The organism is Arthrobacter sp. zg-Y895, assembly GCF_020731025.1.
Lineage (GTDB): Bacteria > Actinomycetota > Actinomycetes > Actinomycetales > Micrococcaceae > Arthrobacter_B.
Genome location: NZ_JAJFZY010000004.1, coordinates 378,457 through 399,065 on the forward strand (window position 1 = coordinate 378,457; position 20,609 = coordinate 399,065).

17 protein-coding genes are annotated in these 20,609 nt (G+C 65.0%); 6 read left to right on the forward strand and 11 right to left on the reverse strand.

Annotated features, from left to right (window positions below; translation table 11 throughout):
* The first annotated feature begins 22 nt into the window (after window positions 1-22).
* Together LJ760_RS08510 and LJ760_RS17485 are read left to right on the forward strand one after the other, a co-directional pair.
* A complete protein-coding gene (locus tag LJ760_RS08510) occupies window positions 23-1,750 on the forward strand; it encodes a DUF4041 domain-containing protein (RefSeq protein WP_227921738.1) in 1,728 nt (575 codons plus the stop codon).
* Window positions 1,751-2,007: 257 nt separating this feature from the next.
* Window positions 2,008-3,108 carry a DUF2510 domain-containing protein gene (locus LJ760_RS17485; protein ID WP_227921740.1) on the forward strand — a complete coding sequence of 367 codons (1,101 nt, stop codon included), beginning with the start codon at window positions 2,008-2,010 and terminating at the stop codon, window positions 3,106-3,108.
* Between the two features lie 36 nt (window positions 3,109-3,144).
* Here LJ760_RS17485 and LJ760_RS08520 read toward each other — a convergent pair whose 3' ends face one another.
* From LJ760_RS08520 to LJ760_RS08545, 6 genes are all read right to left on the reverse strand, one after another.
* A complete protein-coding gene (locus tag LJ760_RS08520) occupies window positions 3,145-3,813 on the reverse strand; it encodes a lysophospholipid acyltransferase family protein (protein ID WP_227921743.1) in 669 nt (222 codons plus the stop codon).
* The gene (locus LJ760_RS08525; protein ID WP_227921745.1) at window positions 3,800-4,498 is read right to left on the reverse strand and encodes an HAD hydrolase-like protein; all 699 of its coding nucleotides are present in this window, start codon (window positions 4,496-4,498) and stop codon (window positions 3,800-3,802) included. The genes LJ760_RS08520 and LJ760_RS08525 overlap by 14 nt, the downstream gene beginning before the upstream one ends.
* Before the next feature lie 150 nt (window positions 4,499-4,648).
* Window positions 4,649-7,552: an excinuclease ABC subunit UvrA gene (gene uvrA, locus LJ760_RS08530; RefSeq protein ID WP_227921746.1), complete on the reverse strand. Its 2,904-nt coding sequence runs from the start codon at window positions 7,550-7,552 to the stop codon at window positions 4,649-4,651.
* Window positions 7,553-7,743: 191 nt separating this feature from the next.
* A complete protein-coding gene (locus LJ760_RS08535; protein ID WP_227921747.1) occupies window positions 7,744-8,160 on the reverse strand; it encodes a GntR family transcriptional regulator in 417 nt (138 codons plus the stop codon).
* 9 nt (window positions 8,161-8,169) lie between these two features.
* Complete coding sequence (locus tag LJ760_RS08540) at window positions 8,170-10,149, reverse strand: ABC transporter ATP-binding protein (RefSeq protein WP_227921749.1); 1,980 nt, start codon at window positions 10,147-10,149, stop codon at window positions 8,170-8,172.
* Window positions 10,146-11,879, reverse strand: a complete 1,734-nt coding sequence (locus tag LJ760_RS08545) for an ABC transporter ATP-binding protein (RefSeq protein WP_227921752.1) — start codon at window positions 11,877-11,879, stop codon at window positions 10,146-10,148. The genes LJ760_RS08540 and LJ760_RS08545 overlap by 4 nt, the downstream gene beginning before the upstream one ends.
* A 94-nt stretch (window positions 11,880-11,973) precedes the next feature.
* On the opposite strand from LJ760_RS08545, the gene LJ760_RS08550 reads away from it, so the two are divergent.
* Entirely contained in the window at window positions 11,974-12,612 is a 639-nt protein-coding gene (locus tag LJ760_RS08550; protein ID WP_227921756.1) for an MBL fold metallo-hydrolase, read from the forward strand.
* Between the two features lie 21 nt (window positions 12,613-12,633).
* On the opposite strand, the gene LJ760_RS08555 is transcribed toward LJ760_RS08550, so the two are convergent.
* Window positions 12,634-13,413: a trans-aconitate 2-methyltransferase gene (locus tag LJ760_RS08555; RefSeq protein ID WP_227921758.1), complete on the reverse strand. Its 780-nt coding sequence runs from the start codon at window positions 13,411-13,413 to the stop codon at window positions 12,634-12,636.
* 69 nt (window positions 13,414-13,482) lie between these two features.
* Between LJ760_RS08555 and LJ760_RS08560 the strand changes: the two genes are divergently transcribed.
* From LJ760_RS08560 to LJ760_RS08570, 3 genes are read left to right on the forward strand one after another with little or no spacing between them, the layout of a single operon-like run.
* Entirely contained in the window at window positions 13,483-16,023 is a 2,541-nt protein-coding gene (locus LJ760_RS08560; protein WP_227922780.1) for a DEAD/DEAH box helicase, read from the forward strand.
* A gap of 10 nt (window positions 16,024-16,033) precedes the next feature.
* Window positions 16,034-16,522 (forward strand): GNAT family N-acetyltransferase, encoded by a 489-nt coding sequence (locus LJ760_RS08565; protein ID WP_227921759.1) that lies wholly within the window; start codon window positions 16,034-16,036, stop codon window positions 16,520-16,522.
* A 47-nt stretch (window positions 16,523-16,569) separates the two neighbouring features.
* Complete coding sequence (locus tag LJ760_RS08570; RefSeq protein ID WP_227922782.1) at window positions 16,570-17,835, forward strand: alpha/beta fold hydrolase; 1,266 nt, start codon at window positions 16,570-16,572, stop codon at window positions 17,833-17,835.
* Window positions 17,836-17,898: 63 nt separating this feature from the next.
* Here the strand turns inward: LJ760_RS08570 and LJ760_RS08575 are convergent, their stop codons facing one another.
* Genes LJ760_RS08575 through LJ760_RS08590 form a run of 4 tightly spaced genes read right to left on the reverse strand, consistent with a single transcriptional unit; the run spans window position 17,899 to window position 20,445 of the window.
* Window positions 17,899-18,078: a hypothetical protein gene (locus tag LJ760_RS08575; protein ID WP_227921760.1), complete on the reverse strand. Its 180-nt coding sequence runs from the start codon at window positions 18,076-18,078 to the stop codon at window positions 17,899-17,901.
* Window positions 18,041-18,496 (reverse strand): hypothetical protein, encoded by a 456-nt coding sequence (locus LJ760_RS08580; RefSeq protein WP_227921761.1) that lies wholly within the window; start codon window positions 18,494-18,496, stop codon window positions 18,041-18,043. The genes LJ760_RS08575 and LJ760_RS08580 overlap by 38 nt, the downstream gene beginning before the upstream one ends.
* Before the next feature lie 48 nt (window positions 18,497-18,544).
* The gene (locus LJ760_RS08585; RefSeq protein WP_227921765.1) at window positions 18,545-19,105 is read right to left on the reverse strand and encodes an NUDIX hydrolase; all 561 of its coding nucleotides are present in this window, start codon (window positions 19,103-19,105) and stop codon (window positions 18,545-18,547) included.
* A complete protein-coding gene (locus LJ760_RS08590) occupies window positions 19,105-20,445 on the reverse strand; it encodes a hypothetical protein (protein WP_227921767.1) in 1,341 nt (446 codons plus the stop codon). The genes LJ760_RS08585 and LJ760_RS08590 overlap by 1 nt, the downstream gene beginning before the upstream one ends.
* Window positions 20,446-20,609: the final 164 nt, after the last annotated feature.

Here is a 20,609-nt window from a genome sequence, read left to right on the forward strand (position 1 = left end):
GGCGACATTGTATGGTCGATACATGCCCCAAGTCTCACTGCCCAAAGGGGCGAACGCCCTTATTTCGTCGCCGCTTCATGCACCGCTCCAGCTAGAGCTTGCGTGGACTGCACCCTCCGCGACGGACGAGCTCGACTTGTTCATACTGATGCTCGATAAGAATGGACGGGTAACAGATAACTCCGGGGTTGTTTTTTATAACCAGCCGGACTACCTCGAGGGGGCGGCCCGGTATGTAGGACGGATCGACACCGCCCGCGGACACGCACACAAAGCGGAGATCTTGCTTGCCCGCCTGCCTGACGAGGTACACACTGTTGCGATTGCCGCTGCATTGGACTCCGACGACTCCAGTCTCGGGAAATTGTCCTCCCTGAGGCTCTCGTTGATTAGTAGCTCCGGAACCCTATGCAGCATTGTCGCCGAAGGGTTGTCCACTGAACGCGTTGCTGTGGTGGGTGAAATCTATCGACGGCACGGCGACTGGAAAGTCCGCTCTGTATCCCAGGGATGGGACGGTGGTTTACCTGATCTTCTCACCCACCACGGGGCTGTCCTCGACGAGGACCCGGCGCAAGTGCCACAGACACCCAGCGACCATGCCATGTCACGACCCTCTGGCCCGGAATCGGGTTCGAACGGGGCGACGCTCTCGCAGCTGCAGGATCTGAATCACCGTATCCGTGAGCGAGAAGCCGTCCTGGCTGAACTGGAGTCTCGGATCGTTGAAACCCGGGAAATCAACCTCCTTCAAGATCTAGGTATCTACAACTTCGCTCATCCACTCGAGGACGCGCTTCAGTACAAGGATCGTCTGGCTCAGTTACGGACGTCGGTGAAGGAACTGGTCAAGGAGCGAGCAGTCACCGGTGCCACCAACTGGGCAGTGAACGGGAACCTTGCCAAGGGTGCTCAGATGGTCAAGGAACAATGCAAGCTGATGCTGAGGGCCTATAACGCGGAAGCTGACAACTGTGTGCGAACGGTGCGGGCACACTCACTGGATGCGAACGTCAACAGACTTGAGCGTGCCAAGAAATCAATTGAAAACCTCGGTAAGAGCATGGCTATCGAGATAACCAATGACTACCACAAGCTGAGAATGGACGAGTTAAAGCTGACGGCTGACTATCACGCCAAGGTGGCGAGTGAGAGGGAGACTCAGCGGGCATTACGCGAGGAAGCTCGTGAGCAGGAGAAGGTTGAAAAGGAGCTCCAGAAAGCACGAGAGAAGATGGAGCAGGAGCGGAGTAAATACCAGGCGGCACTTGCCATCGCCCTTGAGCGCGGTCAACCTGATGCCGTCGCTGCCATGCAGCGTTTTGTCGACGAAGCCGAGTCGAAGCTTCGCGATATAGAGAACCGGCAAGCGAACGTGAGGACCGGGTACGTCTACGTCATCTCGAATCTTGGTGCATTCGGTGACCGCATTGTGAAAATCGGCATGACGCGGAGGCTGGAACCCACAGAACGCATTCGAGAGCTCAGCGGTGCAGGCGTTCCCTTCCTCTACGACATTCATGTCCTCTTCTTTAGTGAGGACGCTGCAGCCTTGGAGGCTCAGTTGCACCGTGAATTTGAGTCACAACGCGTGAATAAGGTGAATCTGAGGCGGGAGTTCTTCTATGCGTCTCCCTCTGAAGTCAGGGAAGCGGTCAAACGCTTGGTGGGCGTTACGACGCTGGAATTTAAAGAAGAATCGGAAGCTACGGAGTTTAGGCTCAGCTTGTCTCTGACGGAAGGAAAATAATGGGGTTTAAGAAAAGCACGTCATTCAAAATGATGCCGGGGGTGACCATCCGCGTTTCCACTAGCGGTGTCAGCGCGTACGCAGGACGGACAAAGTTGGCTGGAACATCCACGGCATCAAGCGCTCGGCGGGCACCTGCCCGCAGCACGGCTAGTCAATCGAGAAACAGGACTCCGGCTCCTGCAGCCCGCCCCGCACCCCTCAGTAAACCAGGCTTACTTGCACCTAAAGAGGAGAAGGCTCTCTACGCCTACGCGGTGTCCCGCCAAACCACCGAGTTGGATTCGGCCGTCATGAAGCACCCTGTTTACGGTCCGGCCGCAGCAGCTCTCTTGGGGATGCAGCAGTTCCAAGCGGGGAACACTCATGCGGCTGTCCAGCAACTGCAAAGTGTTATCCACGGTCCAGAGCTCATAGAGAACAATCCGTTTGTCTTGAAGTATCTACCCAGCGCCTCCTACGACCTGGACATAGCAGGAGGGGTTATCGTTCGGCTCCCCCTGAGCAAAGCCGCGTTGACTCTGATACTTGCAGAGGCGCTTCAGTCGCTCCAAAGGGTTTCTGAAGCGATCCAGTATGTGGAACAGCTCGATCCGACTTACCCCGCGTTGCTGAGCTTGACGGAGCTTTATTCAGAGAGGCACGACTGGGAAGAAGTCCTCCGCCTGACCGATCGTGTGGCGGTGGACTCGGAAATGACCGCGTTTTTATCCATCCTAAGAGCGCAGGCACACCTGGAACTCGGTCAATTGATTGCAGCCAAGGAGTGTCTGAAACCGCTTACAGCCAGCAAGAAGTTCTCCGAGAATCTACGTTTCAGGGCTTTGGTAGTCCGTTCAAATGTCAGCTTGGAAGAGAAGGCGTACGGACGGGCTGTTGCCGACCTGGAGAAAATCCTGGCTGAAAACTCGCAGATTCTGGGGATCAATGAGGCTATTGCACATATCAATCAGGCAAAGCATGAAGCCGAACAGAGTAAGTTAGCGTCCGCTGCGGCACAGGCCGCTGAAAAGAACCGTGTGCGTGAGGAAAAGGCCGCGGAAGCGCAGCGCCTTCGTGAGGAAAAGGCCGCGGAAGCGCAGCGCCTTCGTGAGGAAAAGGCCGCGGAAGCGCAGCGCCTTCGTGAGGAAAAGGCCGCAGCAAAACTCGCGCTCAGGAGTACGCCGGTCATCGAAACCGGCGTCATAAGCCTCAGTGATGACAGCGACATGGAGGCGCCTGCAGCGACGGATGAGCAGACCGCTCCCACGTCATATGCAGCTCGAGAAGCCGGTTTCTATCCGGACCCCGAAGGGGTTGCACCGTTCCGATACTGGGACGGGGAAGCCTGGACATCCCGGGTCCGCATGACCAAATAACCAGCGCGCAGTTCTAGGGACGCCCGGGCCGCCTGGCTACCCCTCCGGCCGGTTCCGGTTGTAGCTGTCCGAGCGCTGCTGGCCGCTGAGCTCGGCGATGGCGTCCATGACCCGGTCGGTGGCCTGGCGGCGAGCCGGCAGCGCATGCTCCGGTCCGGTCTTCTGGAAGTACAGCGGCTGCCCCACCTTCAGGGTGAAGTGTCCGGGCTTGACCGTTTTCTTGCCGGCGGGCTGCAGTTTGTCGGTGTCGATGAGCCCCACGGGTACCACCGGAGCCCCGGAGGTCAGTGCCAGCCAGCCCACGCCGGTGCGGCCGCGGTAGAGCAGTCCGTCGCGTGAGCGGGTGCCTTCGGGGTAAATTCCGACGCCGCCGCCCTCCTCGAGGATGTCCAGCAGGGTCTTGAGCGCCGCAACGCTGGCGGCCTGCTGGTCGCGCTGCACCGGAATGGAACCCACGCCTTCGAAGAAGCTTTTCATCGCGAGCCCCTTGAGGCCGGTCCCGGTGAAGTATTCGGCCTTGGCGAAGAAACCCACGCGGCGCGGCAGCAGGGCCTGGACCAGGACGCTGTCCAGGAAGGACTGGTGGTTGCAGGCGACAATGAAAGGGCCGTGAGCCGGAACATGCTCGAGTCCGGTGATCGTGGGCCGGCACAGACCGGCGACAAGCCCGCGGGTGCTTGCCCGGGTCAGGTTATACAGAACCATTCAGTGCCGCTCCGTTCTGCGCATAGGCCAGCACAGCATCGGCCAGTTCTTCCGCGGTGTCAACGACGACGGCGGCCCCCGCCGCGTCGAGCTCGCCGGTGGCAGCGAAGCCCCAGGAGACTCCGATGCAGTCGATTCCGTTGGCAGCGGCTCCCTCGACGTCGTGCCTGCGGTCGCCGATCATCACGGCCCGGTCGAAGGAACCCGCGTGCCGCTCCAGGGCGGCACGGATAATGCCGGCTTTGCCGTTGAGTGCGGCGGCGGCCTGCTCGTCGGCGGGCGAGCCGTGAACGGAAGCGAAGAGGCTGTCCATGCCCTGCACATCCAGGAGTTCCACCGCCAAGTGCCCGGGTTTCTGGGTGGCCACGGCAACGGTGTGCTCCGTGCGCAGATTCTCCACCAGGTCCCGGATGCCCGGGTAAGGCCGGCTCTGTGCCATGCCTGCCTGCCGGTAACCCTGCCGGTAGTGGCGGATCACCGCTTCCAGGCGGTCCTGGGGAACGCCGGCGATTTCACGCAGGGACGTCACCAGGGAGGGTCCGACCATCCGGAACAGGTCCGCCTCTGACGGCTGCGGCAGCCCGCAGGCCGTGAGGGCGGAACGGATGCCGCCCGTGATGGCACCGGCCGGATCAACCAGCGTTCCATCGAGATCGAACAGCACTAAAAGCCGGGGAGAAGTCACGGGCCTAAGTTTTGCATATCCGGGCGTCCCAAGGGAAAAAGGTATGCCCTGCGGTGCATATCTTCCGGGCGCGTATATTTCTCCGCGACCGTGCCGGGCACGCCGAAGGCCGGTGGCCGCCCGCTCGGGCAGCCACCGGCCTTCATCGAACTACTGGTTGAGGATCTCCGCCAGGAACGTCGCGGTGTGGCTGCCCTCCACCTTGGCAACCTTCTCCGGGGTGCCGGAGGCAACCACCTTGCCGCCGCCGGTACCGCCGTCGGGGCCGAGGTCGATGATCCAGTCGGCGCTCTTGATGACGTCCAGGTTGTGCTCGATGGTGATCACGGTGTTGCCCTTGTCCACCAGTCCCTGCAGCACCTCCAGCAGCTTGCGCACATCTTCGAAGTGCAGGCCCGTGGTGGGCTCGTCGAGGACGTAGATGCTGCGGCCGTTGGACCGCTTCTGCAGTTCGCTGGCGAGCTTCACGCGCTGCGCCTCACCGCCGGAGAGCGTGGTGGCGGGCTGGCCCAGCCGGACGTAGCCCAGGCCCACGTCCACCAGCGTGTTCAGGTGCCGGGAAATGGGACCGAAGGCGGCGAAGAACTCTGCTGCCTCTTCGATCGGCATGTCCAGCACCTCGGCGATGTTCTTGCCCTTGTAGTGCACCTCCATGGTTTCCCGGTTGAACCGGGCGCCGTGGCACACCTCGCAGGGAACATACACGTCGGGCAGGAAGTTCATTTCGATCTTCAGCGTGCCGTCGCCGTGGCAGGCTTCGCAGCGGCCGCCCTTGACGTTGAAGGAGAAGCGGCCCGGCAGGTAGCCGCGCACCTTCGCCTCGTTGGTCTCGGCGAACAGCTTGCGGATGTGGTCCCAGACGCCGGTGTAGGTGGCCGGGTTGGACCGCGGGGTCCGTCCGATCGGGCTCTGGTCCACGTGGATGACCTTGTCCAGCTGCTCCAGGCCCTCCACACGGGTGTGCCGCCCGGCCACGTGCTTCGCGCCGTTGAGCTTGTTCGCCATCGTCTTGTAGAGGATGTCGTTGATCAGCGTGGACTTGCCGGACCCGCTGACACCCGTCACGGCGGTGAAGACGCCCAGCGGAACATCCACGTTCAGGTTCTGCAGGTTGTTTTCCCGCGCACCTACGATCTTCAGCTGGCGGGACTTGTCCACCTTGCGCCGCTTCGCCGGGATTTCGATCTTCTTGCGCCCGGACAGGTAGGCGCCCGTGATGGAGCGCTCGTTGGTGAGCAGCTCGGCCAACGGGCCGGAGTGCACAACCTCGCCGCCGCGCTCTCCGGCGCCGGGGCCGACGTCGACAATCCAGTCCGCTTCCTGGATGGTGTCTTCGTCGTGTTCCACCACGATCAGGGTGTTGCCCAGGCTGCGCAGCCGGATCAGGGTGTCGATCAGGCGCCGGTTGTCCTTCTGGTGCAGGCCGATGGACGGCTCGTCGAGGACGTACAGCACGCCGACGAGGCCGGAGCCGATCTGCGTGGCCAGGCGGATGCGCTGGGCCTCGCCGCCGGACAGCGTGGCCGCCGGGCGGTTCAGACTCAGGTACTCCAGGCCGACGTCGAGCAGGAAGGTCAGGCGGGCCTGGATCTCCTTCAGCACCTGGTTGGCAATCTGCGCTTCGCGTCCGGTCAGGACCAGGGTGTTCAGGAAGTCCGCGGCTTCGCGCAGCGGCAGGGCGCTGATCTCGGCGATGTTGCGGCCGTTGATCAGCACGGACAGGGACGCCGGGTTCAGCCGCGCTCCCCCGCACTCGGGGCAGGCGATTTCCCGCATGTACTCTTCGTACCGGTCACGGGCGTGGTCCGATTCGGTTTCCCCGTGCTTGCGGTGGATGTACTGGATCACGCCTTCAAAGCCGGTGCTGTACTTGCGTTCGCGGCCGAAGCGGTTCCGGTACTGGACCACCACCTTGTGGTCCTTGCCGTGGAGCACTGCCTCGCGCACCTTGGCCGGGAGCTTCTTCCAGGGGGTGTCCATCGAGAAGCCCATGTCCTTGGCCAGGCCGTCGAGCAGCCGGTTCCAGTACTCGGTGGTGGCGGTGCCCAGGGACCACGGGGCGATGGCGCCCTCGGCCAGGGACTTGGAAGGATCCGGAATGATCAGGTCCTCATCGACTTCCAGCCGGGAGCCGATGCCGGTGCAGACCGGGCAGGCCCCGAACGGGTTGTTGAAGGAGAAGGACCGCGGTTCGATTTCGTCGATGGCCAGCGGGTGCTCGTTCGGGCAGGCGAGGTTCTCGGAGAAGGTGCGGGTCCGTTCGCTGCTGTCCTCGGGCAGGTCGACGAAGTCCACCACCACGCGGCCGTCGGCCAGGCCGAGTCCGGTTTCCACGGAGTCCGTGAGCCGCTGCCGGATGCCGTCCTTGGCCACCAGGCGGTCCACGACCACTTCGATGTTGTGCTTGTACTGCTTGCCAAGCTTCGGCGGATCGGACAGCTGGACCTGCTTGCCGTCCACCCGGGCACGCGAGTAGCCCTTGGCGGCGAGTTCCTTGAACAGGTCGACGAATTCGCCCTTCCGGCCGCGGACCACCGGGGCAAGGATCTGGAACCGGGTTCCCTCTTCGAGTTCGAGGAGCTGGTCCACGATCTGCTGCGGGGTCTGCCGGCTGACGGGCTCGCCGCAGACCGGGCAGAAGGGCCGCCCCACACGGGCCCAGAGCAGGCGCATGTAGTCGTGGATCTCGGTGATGGTTCCCACCGTGGACCGCGGGTTCTTGCTGGTGGACTTCTGGTCAATCGAGACGGCGGGTGAAAGCCCCTCGATGAAGTCGACGTCGGGCTTGTCCACCTGGCCGAGGAACATGCGCGCATAGGCGGACAGGGACTCGACGTAACGCCGCTGCCCCTCCGCGAAGATGGTGTCGAACGCCAGGGAGGATTTACCCGAGCCGGACAGGCCGGTGAACACGATCATGGCGTCCCGCGGCAGGTCCAGGTCAACGTTGCGGAGGTTGTGCTCGCGCGCACCTTTCACTACCAGGCGGGAAAGGTCATTGGCTTTATGCGGCACGAACGTGGTGTCAGCCGTCGGAAGAGTCGATTTAGGCACGTTTTCCACTGTAGTTCAAACGCCGATTCGAAAAAGTATTCGACCCCCCGGGTTTCGCCGCTGGCGAAGCGGAGCCGGTGCGGGGGTCCCACGGCTTGGGGCTGCTGGTAGTTCCTGAGGTCCCGCCGGCACCAGCAGCACCACCGAGTGGGATGCTGTGCTGGGGAGCAGCCCGGAAGCTGAGTGACCGTTTAGCCCAGGGCCGCACGCAGGAGGGACACGGCGTCGTCATCCGAGACGCCGTTGGCCCGCACCGCTGCGGCATACGCGGCGGCAGCTTCGGCCACCCGTCCCCGGCCGGTGTCGCCGCCCGCCGCGACAACAGTGCCGGCGCGGGACCGCGTGGTGACGACCTGCGCCTGCTCCAGCTCCCGGTAGGCCTTCGCCACCGTGTTCACGGCCAGTCCGAGGTATCCGGCCAGTGCACGCACCGGTGGAAGCCGGGTCCCAATGGCGAGGCGCCCCTCGTTTACGGCGTCCAGGATCTGCAGGCGCAGCTGTTCGTAGGGCGGGACCGAGCTGGAAGCGTCAATCCGGACCCCTGCCAGCACACCGGCGTCGTTGCCGGCGGGGGTCGGTGCGGTTGCGGGGGTTGTGTCAGGCGTCATGGTGCAATGCTAGTGCCCGGCCGGATCGGCAGGCGCCGGCACGTCGGCCTCCGCCGCGCCACCCGCCGCGCCATCCTGTGCCGGTCCGGCGAACTGTGAACGGTAGAGCTCGGTGTAGAACCCCTCGGCCTCCAGCAGTGCATCATGGGTTCCCTGCTCCACGATCTGCCCGTCCCGCACCACCAGGATGATGTCCGCGTCCCGGATGGTGGACAGGCGGTGGGCAATCACGAAGCTGGTGCGGTCCTGCCGCAGGGCGTTCATCGCCAGCCGGATGGCGATTTCCGTGCGGGTGTCCACGGAACTGGTCGCTTCGTCCAGCACCAGGATGGACGGGTTCGAAAGCCAGGCCCGGGCGATCGTCAGCAGTTGCCGCTGGCCCTGGCTCAACGCCCCGCCGTCGTACCCGAGCACGGTGTCATAGCCCTCCGGCAGGGACCGGACGAAGTGGTCCACGTGGGTGGCCTGCGCCGCCTCGACAATCTGCTCCTCGGTTGCACCGGGTGCGCCGTAGGCCAGGTTCTCCCGCACCGTGCCCTCGAACAGCCAGGCGTCCTGGAGCACCATGCCGATGTGTCCGCGCAGTTCCTCGCGGCGGAGCCGGGCAATGTCGATGCCGTCAATGGTGATGCGGCCCGCGTCCACCTCGTAGAAACGCATCAGCAGGTTGACCAGCGTGGTCTTGCCGGCACCGGTGGGACCCACGATGGCCACGGTCTGCCCGGGCTCCGCGGTGAAGGACAGGTTCCGGATCAACGGCGCATCGGGGCTGTAGCTGAAGGAGACGTCTTCGAAGGCCACCCGCCCCCGCACCGCCTTCAGGTGGTCGGGCCGGGAAGGGTCCGGTTCTTGTTCCTTCGCGTCAAGGAGGGCGAACACCCGTTCGGCGGACGCGACGCCGGACTGGAGCATGTTGATCAGCCCGCCAAGCTGTCCCAGCGGCTGGCTGAACTGTCGGCTGTACTGCACGAAGGCCTGCACGCCGCCGATGGACAGCTGCCCGTTGGCGACCTGCAGGCCGCCGACAACCGCCACGGCCACGTAATTCAGGTTCGAGATGAACATCATGGCCGGCATGATGATGCCCGAAACGAACTGGGCGCGGAAGGCGGAGCGGTACAAACGGTTGTTGGCGGGGGCAAAGCCTTCGATGACCCGCTCCTGCTGGCCGAAGGCCTTCACCACGTCCTGGCCGGTGAACATTTCCTCGATATAGCCGTTTACCTCGCCGGTGGACTTCCACTGGGTCTTGAACTCTGCCTGCGAGCGCCGGGCAATGAGGACGGTGACCAGCGCCGAGACGGGCACGGTAATCACGGCGATCAGTGCCAGCAGCGGGGAGATGGAAACCATCATTGCGAGCACGCCCACGATGGTCAGGACCGAGGTGATGATCTGGGTCAGGCTCTGGGAGAGCGTCTGGGCCAGGTTGTCGATGTCGTTGGTGACCCGGCTGAGGACGTCTCCCCGCGATTGCTGCTGGAAGTGGGACATGGGCAGGCGGAACAGTTTGCCGTCGACGTCGCGGCGCAGCCGGTACATGGCGTTCTGCACAATGCGGGCGGTCACCCGTGCCTGGAACCAGCCGAACGCGAAGGCCGCCAGATAGATGCCCAGCACGCCGAGCAGGATCCCCGCCAGCCTGCCGAAGTCCAGTCCCTGCCCCGGGACCACATCCATCGCCGCGAGCATGTCCGCCAGTTCCCGCTCCCCCGAGTCCCGCAGCGCCTGGACCTGTGCCTCCTTGGACATCCCTGCGGGCAGGCCCTGGCCGATGAAGCCGTCGAAGATGACGTTGGTGGCCTCCCCGAGGATCCGTGGCGCGCTGACGGCGAGCGCCACGGAGACGACGGCGGCAACCAATACCGCCGCTACCCGTACCCGGTCCGGTGCCATCAGCACCAGGATCCGACGGACACTGGCGGCGAAGTTCTCCGGCTTGACGGTTGCGGCAGCTCCCGGGCGCCCCCGTACCCCCGGCGTACTCATGCCACTTCCTCCGCGGTCAGCTGTGAAGCGACGATTTCCCGGTAGGTGTCCGAGGACCCCATCAGCTCCGCATGGGTTCCCTGACCCACGATCCGGCCCTCTTCCAGCACCAGGATCTTCGCGGCGTCGGTAATGGTGTTCACCCGCTGTGCCACGACAATTACCGTGGCATCCCGGGTCTGCGGCTTGAGCGCCGCACGGAGCCGGGCATCCGTGGCGAAGTCGAGGGCGGAGAAGCTGTCGTCGAAGAGGTAGATGGACGGCCGGACCACCAAGGCCCGGGCAATCGCGAGGCGTTGCCGCTGTCCCCCGGAGAAGTTGGCTCCGCCCTGTTCCACCTTGTGGTCCAGTCCTCCCTCGGCTGTCCGGACGAAGTCCGCCGCCTGGGCGGTCTCCAAGGCTTCCCAGAGTTCGGCGTCGGTGGCGTCCGGCCGGCCGAAGCGCAGGTTCGAGGCGATGGTGCCGCTGAAGAGGTAGGCCCGCTGGGGCACCAGCCCGATACCGCGGCGCAGCGAGGAGAGGGTAACCCCGGCAATCTCCTGCCCGTCGACGGCGATGCTGCCGGAGGTGGAGTCGAGCAGCCGCGGGACCAGGTTGAGCAGCGTGGTCTTCCCCGCCCCCGTGGAACCGATGATGGCCGTGGTCTCCCCGGGCAGGGCCTCGAAGCTGAGGTTGAACAGCACCGGATCCTCCGCGCCCGGGTAGCTGTACCCGACGTCGGTAAAGGTGAGCCGTCCGCCGTCGTACGCCAGCGTCCCCGCCCCGGGAGCATCCGCAACGCTGGTACGGGTATCCAGCACCTCGAAGATCCGTTCGGCGCAGACCGCTGCGCGGGGCAGCATCATGACCATGAACATGGACATCATCACCGCCATCAGGATCTGCATGATGTAGGCAATAAACGCCGTAAGGGCGCCGATCTGCATCTGCCCGGCGTCAATCCGGAAGGCACCGAACCAGATCACCGCGACCGTGGCGAGGTTGGCGACCAGCATGGCGGCGGGAAACAGCAGGGCCAGCAGCTGGCTCACCCGCAGCTGGGTGGAGGTGAGGTCCCTGTTCGCCCCGGCGAAGCGTTCCTGCTCGGAGTGCTCCCGGATGAACGCGCGGATGAGGCTGATGCCCATGATCTGTTCCCGCAGGACCGAGTTGACCCGGTCGATCTGCCGCTGGGCCCGGCGGAACAGGGGAATCAGGCGCTTCAGCACCAGCCCGATCACCAGGAACAGTGCAGGCAGGATCAACAGCAGGATGCCGGAGAGCGGTATGTCCTGGTTCAATGCCAGCAGTACCCCGCCCACTCCCATGATGGGAGCCGAAACCATCATGGTGAAGGTCATCAGCAGGGTCATCTGCACCTGCTGCACGTCATTGGTGGTCCGGGTGATCAGCGACGGCGGCCCGAACAGGCCGACTTCCCGGGAGGAAAAGGTCTCCACGTTGGTGAACAGCGCGGCCCGGATATTGCGGCCGGCGCTCATGGCCACCCGCGAAGCCAGATAGGTGGCCGAAACGGAACACAGGACCTGGCCCGCCGTGACGGCAAGCATCCAGCCGCCCACCTGCATGATGACGGCCGTATCTCCGGTGACCACGCCGCGGTCAATGATGTCCGCATTGAGGGTAGGGAGATACAGCGTGGCGACGGTCTGCAGCAGCTGCAGGAGAACGACGGCGGCCACCGCGCCTTTATAGGGGGCCAGGTTTTCCCGGACCAGCCTCAGAAGCATCCTTGCAACCTACGCCCGTCCGCGAGCGCAGACAATACCCGGGTAAGACTGGTGTCCCGGGGCGATGCCGGGGCCGGATCGCTACACTGGCGGCATGGAGGATCTGGAGAACATCACTATTCGCAGCGTGTCCGTCAGCGAAATGGACAACAACGTCTACCTGCTCACCGGGAAGGCGTCCGGTGCGCAGGTGCTTATCGACGCCGCCGCCGACTTCCCAGCCATCGAGCGGCTGCTGGCCGACGGGGCGCAGGACGCCGCGGTGCCGGTGAAGCTGGAACTGGTCATCACCACGCACAGCCACTGGGACCACGTCCGGGCGCTCGCCGAAACGGTGGCGGCCACCGGTGCGAGGACCGCAGCCGGCACGGCGGACATCCCCGACATCGAGGTACCCACGACTGTTCCCCTGGACCACGGGGACACCGGCACGTTCCCCGACTTTGAGCTGGAGGCGATCTCGCTGCGCGGACACACCCCGGGCTCCGTGGCCCTGCTCTACCGGGACCCGCACGGTCCCGCCCACCTGTTTACCGGGGATTCCCTCTTTCCCGGCGGGCTGGGCAACACGCAGAAGGACCCGGAACGGTTTGCGCAGCTGTATCAGGACGTATTCGAACGTGTGTTCGATTATCTGCCGGATGACACCGTGGTGCACCCGGGACACGGGGCCGGCACCACCCTGGGCGCCGAGCGGCCGCACCTGCGGGAATGGAAGGAACGCGGCTGGTAGCAGCCGCGCTCTTCGGAGTTGCTAGGCCTTTTTCCGCCCCACCATAAACAGGCGCCGGAACGGGAAAACGGTTCCCCAGGCCTGCCGCGGATAGGCCTGGCGCAGCAGCGCCGCGTATTCGGTTTCGAAAGCGGCGAAGTCTTCGGCGGACAATGCGTCGATGACCGGACGCAGGGCGGTGCCGCGTACCCATTCCAGCACCGGGTCCTCACCGGCCAGGACCTGGGCGTAGCTGGTCTCCCAGACATCCGCTTCGAATCCAGCCTCGGTGAACAGGGCCAGGTAGTCCCCGGGCTCGTCCACGGCGTCGGCATGGCGCAGCACCCCCTCCAGCTTCGGGGCCCAGGCGGCGCTCGCCGCCAGTTCCCGCATCAGCACATGGGAAGGTGCAGTGAAGTTGCCGGGGACCTGCACGGCCAGCCAGGCGCCGTCGTCGAGCTGCTTGGCCCAGCGGCGCAGGAGCTCCTGGTGACCCGGCACCCACTGCAGTGCGGCGTTGGACACCACCACGTCCGTGCCGGGCTCCGGTTCCCAGTCCTCGATCCGGCCCTGTACGAAGTCCAGGTTCGACGGCGCGCCCTCCAATGCGCGGGCCGAGGCGATCATCTCCTCCGAGGAATCGACGCCGGTGACCTGCGCCTGCGGCCAGCGGGCAGCGAGTGCGGCGGTGAGGACGCCCGTGCCGCAGCCCAGGTCCACCACACGGGCGGGAGAAGAAGCAGCTACCCGGGCCGTGAGGTCGAAGAACGGGCGGTCGCGGTGCGAGGAGAACTGTGTGTACTTTTCGGGATCCCATTTCATGGCCCCGAGCCTAGCCGCCGCACCCCGCGGAAAACGGGAGCGGCACGGCCCCGTTAGTCTGGTATGGACATGAAACTTCTTGAGCAGCTTGCCTCCGGCCCGTCCAGCACCCGCACCATCGATCCCGACGAGACCTACACGTCCTTCCTGGAGTGGGTGGAGAGCCGGGGCATGTCGCTGTACCCGGCGCAGGACGAGGCAGTGATGGAGCTGGTGACGGGGAACAACGTCATCCTGGCCACCCCCACCGGTTCCGGCAAGTCCATGGTGGCGATTGCTGCGCATTTCCATGCCATGGCGCACGATGAGCGCAGTTACTACACCGCCCCCATCAAGGCCCTGGTCTCCGAGAAGTTCTTCGCACTGTGCGAGATTTTCGGCGCCGAGAACGTCGGCATGGTCACCGGTGACTCCTCCGTGAACAAGGACGCCCCGATCATCTGCTGCACCGCGGAGATCCTGGCCAACATTGCCCTGCGCGAAGGCCTCGATGCGGACCTGGGCACCGTGATCATGGATGAGTTCCATTTCTACTCGGACCCGCAGCGCGGCTGGGCCTGGCAGGTTCCGCTGCTGGAGCTGCCGCAGGCCCAGTTCCTGCTGATGTCCGCCACGCTGGGCGATATGACCCGGATCGCGAACGAGCTCAGCGAGCTCACCAACCGGGACACCGTCACGGTCTCCTCCGTGCAGCGGCCCATCCCCCTGCATTACTACTACGTGGAGACCCCGGTCCAGGAATCCCTGGAGGAGCTGCTGGCCACCAAGCAGGTGCCGGTCTACGTAGTGCACTTTTCCCAGATCGAAGCCATTGACCGGGCCCAGGCCCTGATGAGCATCAACGTCTGCACCCGCGAGGAAAAGGACAAGATCGGCGAGCTGATTGCCGGCTTCCGGTTCGCTCCCGGCTTCGGCAAGACCCTGAACCGGCTGGTCCGGCACGGCATCGGCGTGCACCACGCCGGCATGCTGCCCAAGTACCGCCGCCTGGTGGAGCAGTTGGCACAGGCCGGCCTGCTTAAGGTCATCTGCGGCACCGACACCCTGGGGGTCGGCATCAATGTGCCCATCCGCACCGTGCTGATCACCGCCCTGTCAAAGTACGACGGCACGCGCACCCGGCCCCTGAAGGTCCGGGAGTTCCACCAGATCGCCGGACGCGCCGGGCGGGCCGGCTATGACACGGCAGGCACCGTCGTCGTGCAGGCACCGGAACACGTGATCGAAAACGTCAAGGCCATGGCCAAGGCGCAGGCGAAGTTCGGTGATGACCAGAAGAAGCTGCGCCAGGTGGTGAAGAAGAAACCGCAGGCCGGCTTTGTGTCCTGGGGCAAGCCCACCTTCGAGAAGCTGGTGGACGGCACCCCGGAGCCGCTGACCTCAAGCTTCAACATCACCCACTCCATGCTGCTGAACCTGCTGGAGCGTCCGGGTGACCCGTTCACAGCGGCCAAGAAACTGCTCACGAACAACCACGAGACCCGGTCCTCCCAGCTGGCCCTGATGAAGAAGGCCCTAAGCATCTACCGGGAACTGAAGACCGCCGGCATTGTCGAAGTGCTGCCCGAGCCCGACGCCGACGGCCGCACCGTCCGCTTGAAGGTGCACCTGCAGCCGAACTTCGCCCTCAACCAGCCGTTGTCCCCGTTTGCCATGGCCTCCCTGGAGATCCTGGATCCGGACAGCCCGTCCTACGCACTGGACGTGGTCTCCGTGATCGAGGCGATCATGGAAAAGCCCCGACAGGTCCTCTCCGCCCAGGAGAAGAAGGCCCGTGGCGAAGCGATCGCCGCCATGAAGTCCCAGGGCATCGAGTACGACGAGCGGATGGCCCTGCTGGAGGAAGTCACCTATCCGCAGCCGCTGGCGGAACTGCTGGAGCAGTCCTTCGAGGTGTACCGCTCCGGTGCACCCTGGCTGGGCGAGTTCGAGCTCAGTCCCAAGTCGATTGTCCGGGACATGTACGAGCGGGCCATGAGCTTCGGCGAGTACGTGCAGTTCTACTCGCTGGCGCGCTCGGAAGGCGTGCTGCTGCGCTACCTCTCGGACACCTACAAGGCACTCCTGCACACCGTGCCGCCGGAACGGCTCCGCGAAGATCTCGAAGACATCATCGAGTGGCTCGGCGAACTGGTCCGCCAGACCGATTCCTCGCTGCTGGACGAATGGGAAGAGCTGACCAACGGCATCAACCCCGACGCCTCGGATGAACCGGTGCTTCCGCCGGTTCCGGACCGGCTGACCGCCAACGTACGGGCCTTCCGGGTCATGGTGCGCAACGAGATGTTCTCCCGGGTGAAGCTTTTTGCGGACGAGGATGACCGCGCCCTTGGAGAGCTCGACGGCGACGCCGGCTGGGACGCCGACCGCTGGGCGGAGGTCCTGGACGCGTACTTCGAGGAACACGAGGACATCGACGACGGGCCCGACGGCCGCGGCCCGAACCTGCTGATCATCAAGGAACTCCCCGGCAAATGGGAAGTCCGGCAGATCTTCAAGGACCCGGCCAACCACCTGGACTGGGGCATCACCGCGGAAGTGGACCTGGCGGCGTCGGATGAAGCCGGCAGCCCCGTCATCAAGGTGATCACCGCCGGACGCCTGGATTAGGCTGGGCAGCATGCAGATCCGTCCCGCGCGTCGAGAAGACGTTCCCGTCATCCTCGAGCTGATCCATGACCTGGCCGTCTACGAAAAAGAGCCGCACGCGGTAAAAAACACCGTGGAGGCCCTGGAAGCGAACCTCTTCGGAGAGCACCCGGCCATCTTCGCCCACGTGGCGGTGGAGCACGGAGCGATACAGGGCTTTGCCCTCTGGTTCCTGAACTACTCAACCTGGGAGGGTGTGCACGGCATCTACCTGGAGGACCTCTATGTCCGCCCCGAGGCCCGGGCCGGGGGCATCGGCAAGGCACTGCTGCGCACGCTGGCGGAAATCGCCGTCGAACGCGGCTACGCCCGTGTGGAGTGGTGCGTACTGAACTGGAACGAACCGTCCATCGCGTTCTACAAGTCCCTTGGTGCGCTCCCGCAGGATGAGTGGACCACGTTCCGGCTCACCGGGGACGCGCTGGCCTCCTTCGGTGCCTCCCCGGAGGAGGCGAAGTGACGGCGGCCGTTCCGCACACGGCCTCGCGCACCTACCCAGTCCGCGGCATGAACGTGACGGACCACTGGTTTACCGTTCTGCTGGACCACTCTGTACCGGACGGTGAGACCATTACCGTCTTTGCCCGCGAATACGTCGACGCCGAACTGCCCGCCGCCGAAGCGCAGGAGCTGCCGTGGCTGCTGTACCTGCAGGGCGGCCCTGGCGGCAAGGGCAACCGGCTGCTGCAGTTCGGCGGCTGGACGAAGGCTGCGTCCAAGCACTTCCGGATCCTGATGCTGGACCAGCGTGGGACCGGGCTCTCCACTCCGGCGGACCGTCAGACCCTGCCGCGCCGCGGAGACGCCGCGGCGCAGGCGCAGTACCTCACCCATTTCCGGGCAGATTCGATTGTGGCCGATGCCGAGCTCATCCGGCAGGCCCTCGGCTCGGGTCCGTGGAGCACCTACGGGCAGAGCTACGGCGGCTTCTGCACCCTGACCTACCTCTCCTTCGCCCCCGAGGGACTGCGCGAATGCCTCATCACCGGCGGACTGGCCCCCTTGGCGGGGCCCGCGGACCGGGTCTACGAGGCAACCTTCCGGCGGGTGGCGGCACGCAACGCGGAGTACTTCGGGCGCTACCCGGAAGACCGGGAGACCACCACGCGGATTGCCCGGCACCTCGAGTCGGTCCCGGAGTTCCTGCCCTCCGGGGAGCGGCTGACCGTGCGTCGTTTCCAGATGGCCGGGTCCTATCTGGGCGGCAACACCCGGGTGGACGGGCTGCATTACCTGCTGCAGGAAGCCTTCGTTCCCACGCCGGACGGCGAACGCCTCTCCGATACCTTCCTGGAGGCCGTCCACGGGCTGGTCACCCGTGCCCCGAATCCGCTGTACGCGGTGATGCACGAGTCCATCTACGGCCAGGGCGAAGCCACCAACTGGGCGGCGGAACGCGTCCTGAAGTCCTTCCCTGAGTTCGAACCCACGGCCCCGGAACCGCTCTTCACCGGTGAGATGGTCTACCCCTGGTACTTCGACGAGGATCCGGCGCTCCTCCCGCTTCGGGACACGGCAGAACTGCTGGCCCGGAAGCCGGACTGGGATCCCCTCTACGACACCGCTCAACTGGCGCGCAACGCCGTGCCGGTGGCCGCCGCCGTCTACACGGACGACATTTACGTGGACCGGGAGCTGTCCCTGGAGACGGCAGGCGCCGTGAAGGGACTGCAGGTCTGGGAAACCGCCGATTTCCACCACGACGGAATTGCGGACGACGGCGAGGCTATCTTCAACCGCCTGCTGGGCATGGTCCGGGGCAAGGACGCGTAGGGTCCAAAGAGAAAGGCAGGTCACCGGCGTACCGGGGACCTGCCTTTGTTGTCTTGGTGGCCGCTACAGCGGACGGTCAGCGAGTTTCCGGACCCATTCCGGGGTGGGCTTGCCGAGCTTGCGGTCGGTGGTGAGGCGGAGCCGTGCGGCCCGGATCTGCACCCGTTCGCGGTCCCGATCGCGTTCGGCCTGATCGGCGGGGACCTTAGAACCGCGTGCCAGCGGCAGTGCTGCTGTTGTCATCGTCAGCCTCCTCCGTTCCGGGTGCGCTCGTGATGTTTTCATTCTGGCTCATATCGCCGGTCGAGTCCACTATCGCAGTCAGCGGGCGTGCCCACGCAATGCTGATGATAGCCGCTTCCTCGGTTCCGGCAAGGTCACTCTGGGCCAGCAGGTCCAGGACGCCCAGTCCTGTCTCCTGCCGGCGGGGATCATCCGACAGGGAGGCTTCGATGGCCCACTGGGCACGGGTCCACCATTCCGAGCGTTGATCCGCCTTCCGGCGCTGCTCCAGCGTCTTCCAACCCACGAAGAAGGTCAGGGCGCCGGCGAGCAGGACCGCCAGCGGGCCCAGGGCAGCGAGGATTTCCCACCAGGGTGCGCCGCCGGGAAGAACTGACGCAGCCGCCTCCGGCGGCGGGGTGGGTGGCGGAGAGAACATATCCACACCTTAGCCGCCGCCTGTGACACTCCCGGACACCAGGTGCTGCTACTGGCCGGTTGTCCGGTCGCCCGCCCAGAACGCGTAGGCGGACAACGTCAGGCCGTCGGCTATCTCTCCTGCCGCCATCAGGGCCGGGACGCTGTCCACCGGTACCCAGCGGAATTCATCTATTTCACCGTCGCGGGTGAGCGGTTCCGCGGACTGGTCCACGGTGGCCGCGACAACCACTGCATGGCCCTGCAAGAGAGAGCTGTCTGCCCACACGGACCCCAGTACCCGGAAGCGGGTACCCTGCACTCCGGTTTCCTCTTCAAGCTCGCGCGCTGCGTCGTGGACGGCCCGGTCCGGTCCGGAGCCGGCGGGGCTTCCGAACCCCCTCGGAAACTCGAGGAAACTGCGCCCGGCTGCAGGCCGCCAGTGCTCCACCATGGCAAAGTGGCCGTCGGACTCCGCGACGATGACCACGCCGGGGGTGCCGTGTTCCGCAACAAGCCGGTGCTGCAGCCAGGACCTTCCGTTGCGGGAGACCTCTTCGGTCCACAATTCAAGGCTTGGCGGCCCGGACCAGGCATACACCAGGCGCTGGCCCGGGTGAGGCTCCGGCATCACCGCGGGACTGCCGGGAAGTGGATATGTGCTCTCATTTTCTTCTTTCGCGTTGCGTGCAGCTCGGTAAACTCCACCAGGGGGACACCCAGGACAACAGTCGCTATGGCTGAACCGACGCCGGCGAGCAGGTTGGAGAAAAAGCCCGCCGTCAAGGTGCCGACGACCGCCGGGAGGAGCGTCAGCGCAATCCTCGTCCACATGGCTTTCCGGTCCTCCCCCAGGCTGACCGCGGCATTCGATCTGGCGACGGCATAGGCAAGCGCGTCGGATGTTTTCTGGCTTGGCCGAGTCTGCCAATCGTGGATGGCTGACCGGGCCTGATGCCGCAGGACTGCGTAGACCTGCGGCGGCATATCGTGGAGGGTAGCCACCAGGCTCCCCTGGAACTGGATAGTCTCACCTCCGCTCAGGCCCCGTCCGCGGCGCTGTGCCTCCTGCATTACGGTGTCCTCGCGGAACCGGAGCCAGTTGGTCTCGTGCTGCTCAGCCATGGCGTCGAAATACGCGCCCATCCACCAGTCCTGCAGAAGCGTCGCGTTGCCGGCCAGTTGGGGCGCTTGTGCGTCAAGGTAGGACAGTGCGGCAGTCCGGATCACGGTTTCCGACAGGAACTGCACGGCGGCGTCGGCTTCCGGTTCCGAAGCGCGGAGTTCCCGTACGACGGCGGCCCGCCGGGACAATGCTCCCCTCAGGTCGAATGATTCCCGGGTCCTTTCACGGACACGTATCTGATCTGCGGCAGCTTCGGCAAACCATGCTTCCCAGGCCCGGGCGAGCCGGGCGAATTCTCCCGTGGGCGCCTGTACATGCTGGTCTGCATCCATGCCTTCCCAGGCAGCCTGCAGCTCGGCCGCCACCGTCCGGGCGACCTCGGACGCCGGGCAGCTGCGAAGCCTGGCACTGCTCCTGGCATGCAGGGCGGCCGCCAACGGGCGCGGCGCTTCCCAGAACATCGCCAACGAAGAAAACTCGAACTCCGCCAGGACCGGACTCAACGGGTCTGCGCCCAGCAGGAGGAAACGCAGGCTCTCTTCCAAGGACGGCTTCCGCGCCACGACCGAGAACGTCTGGTCGAAGGAACCGGTGCGCGCGAGGAGTGTCCGGACAGCGTCGGGGCCCCGATCCAGGAAGAAGGCGCCGTCGAGCAGCTGCACATCCAGCAGGAGAATCTCCCGGCTCAGCAGGTCGGCTGCGCGCAGCATGCCCGGGAAGGACACCCGATTTTCCGGTGTGGGGGCCACATCCGGGTCGGCAAAGAGCGCCTCGTCGGAGACCAACGAACGAAAGGTGTTCTTTTGCTCCACGGTGTCGAAGTCGAAAACCAGGGTCCGCTTCATTTGGAGCGGTTGTGAGCCACCAGCGTCAACCACGGTGTTGCCCTGCTTCCGGTAGGTTCGTCCGGCGTGCGTTTCCTCCCGGCTCAGTCATCCTGCAACCATAAGCGCGGTCTGGGCGATGGCTGAAATCATTCGGCGACGATTTTATTGCTGCATCCCGGCAA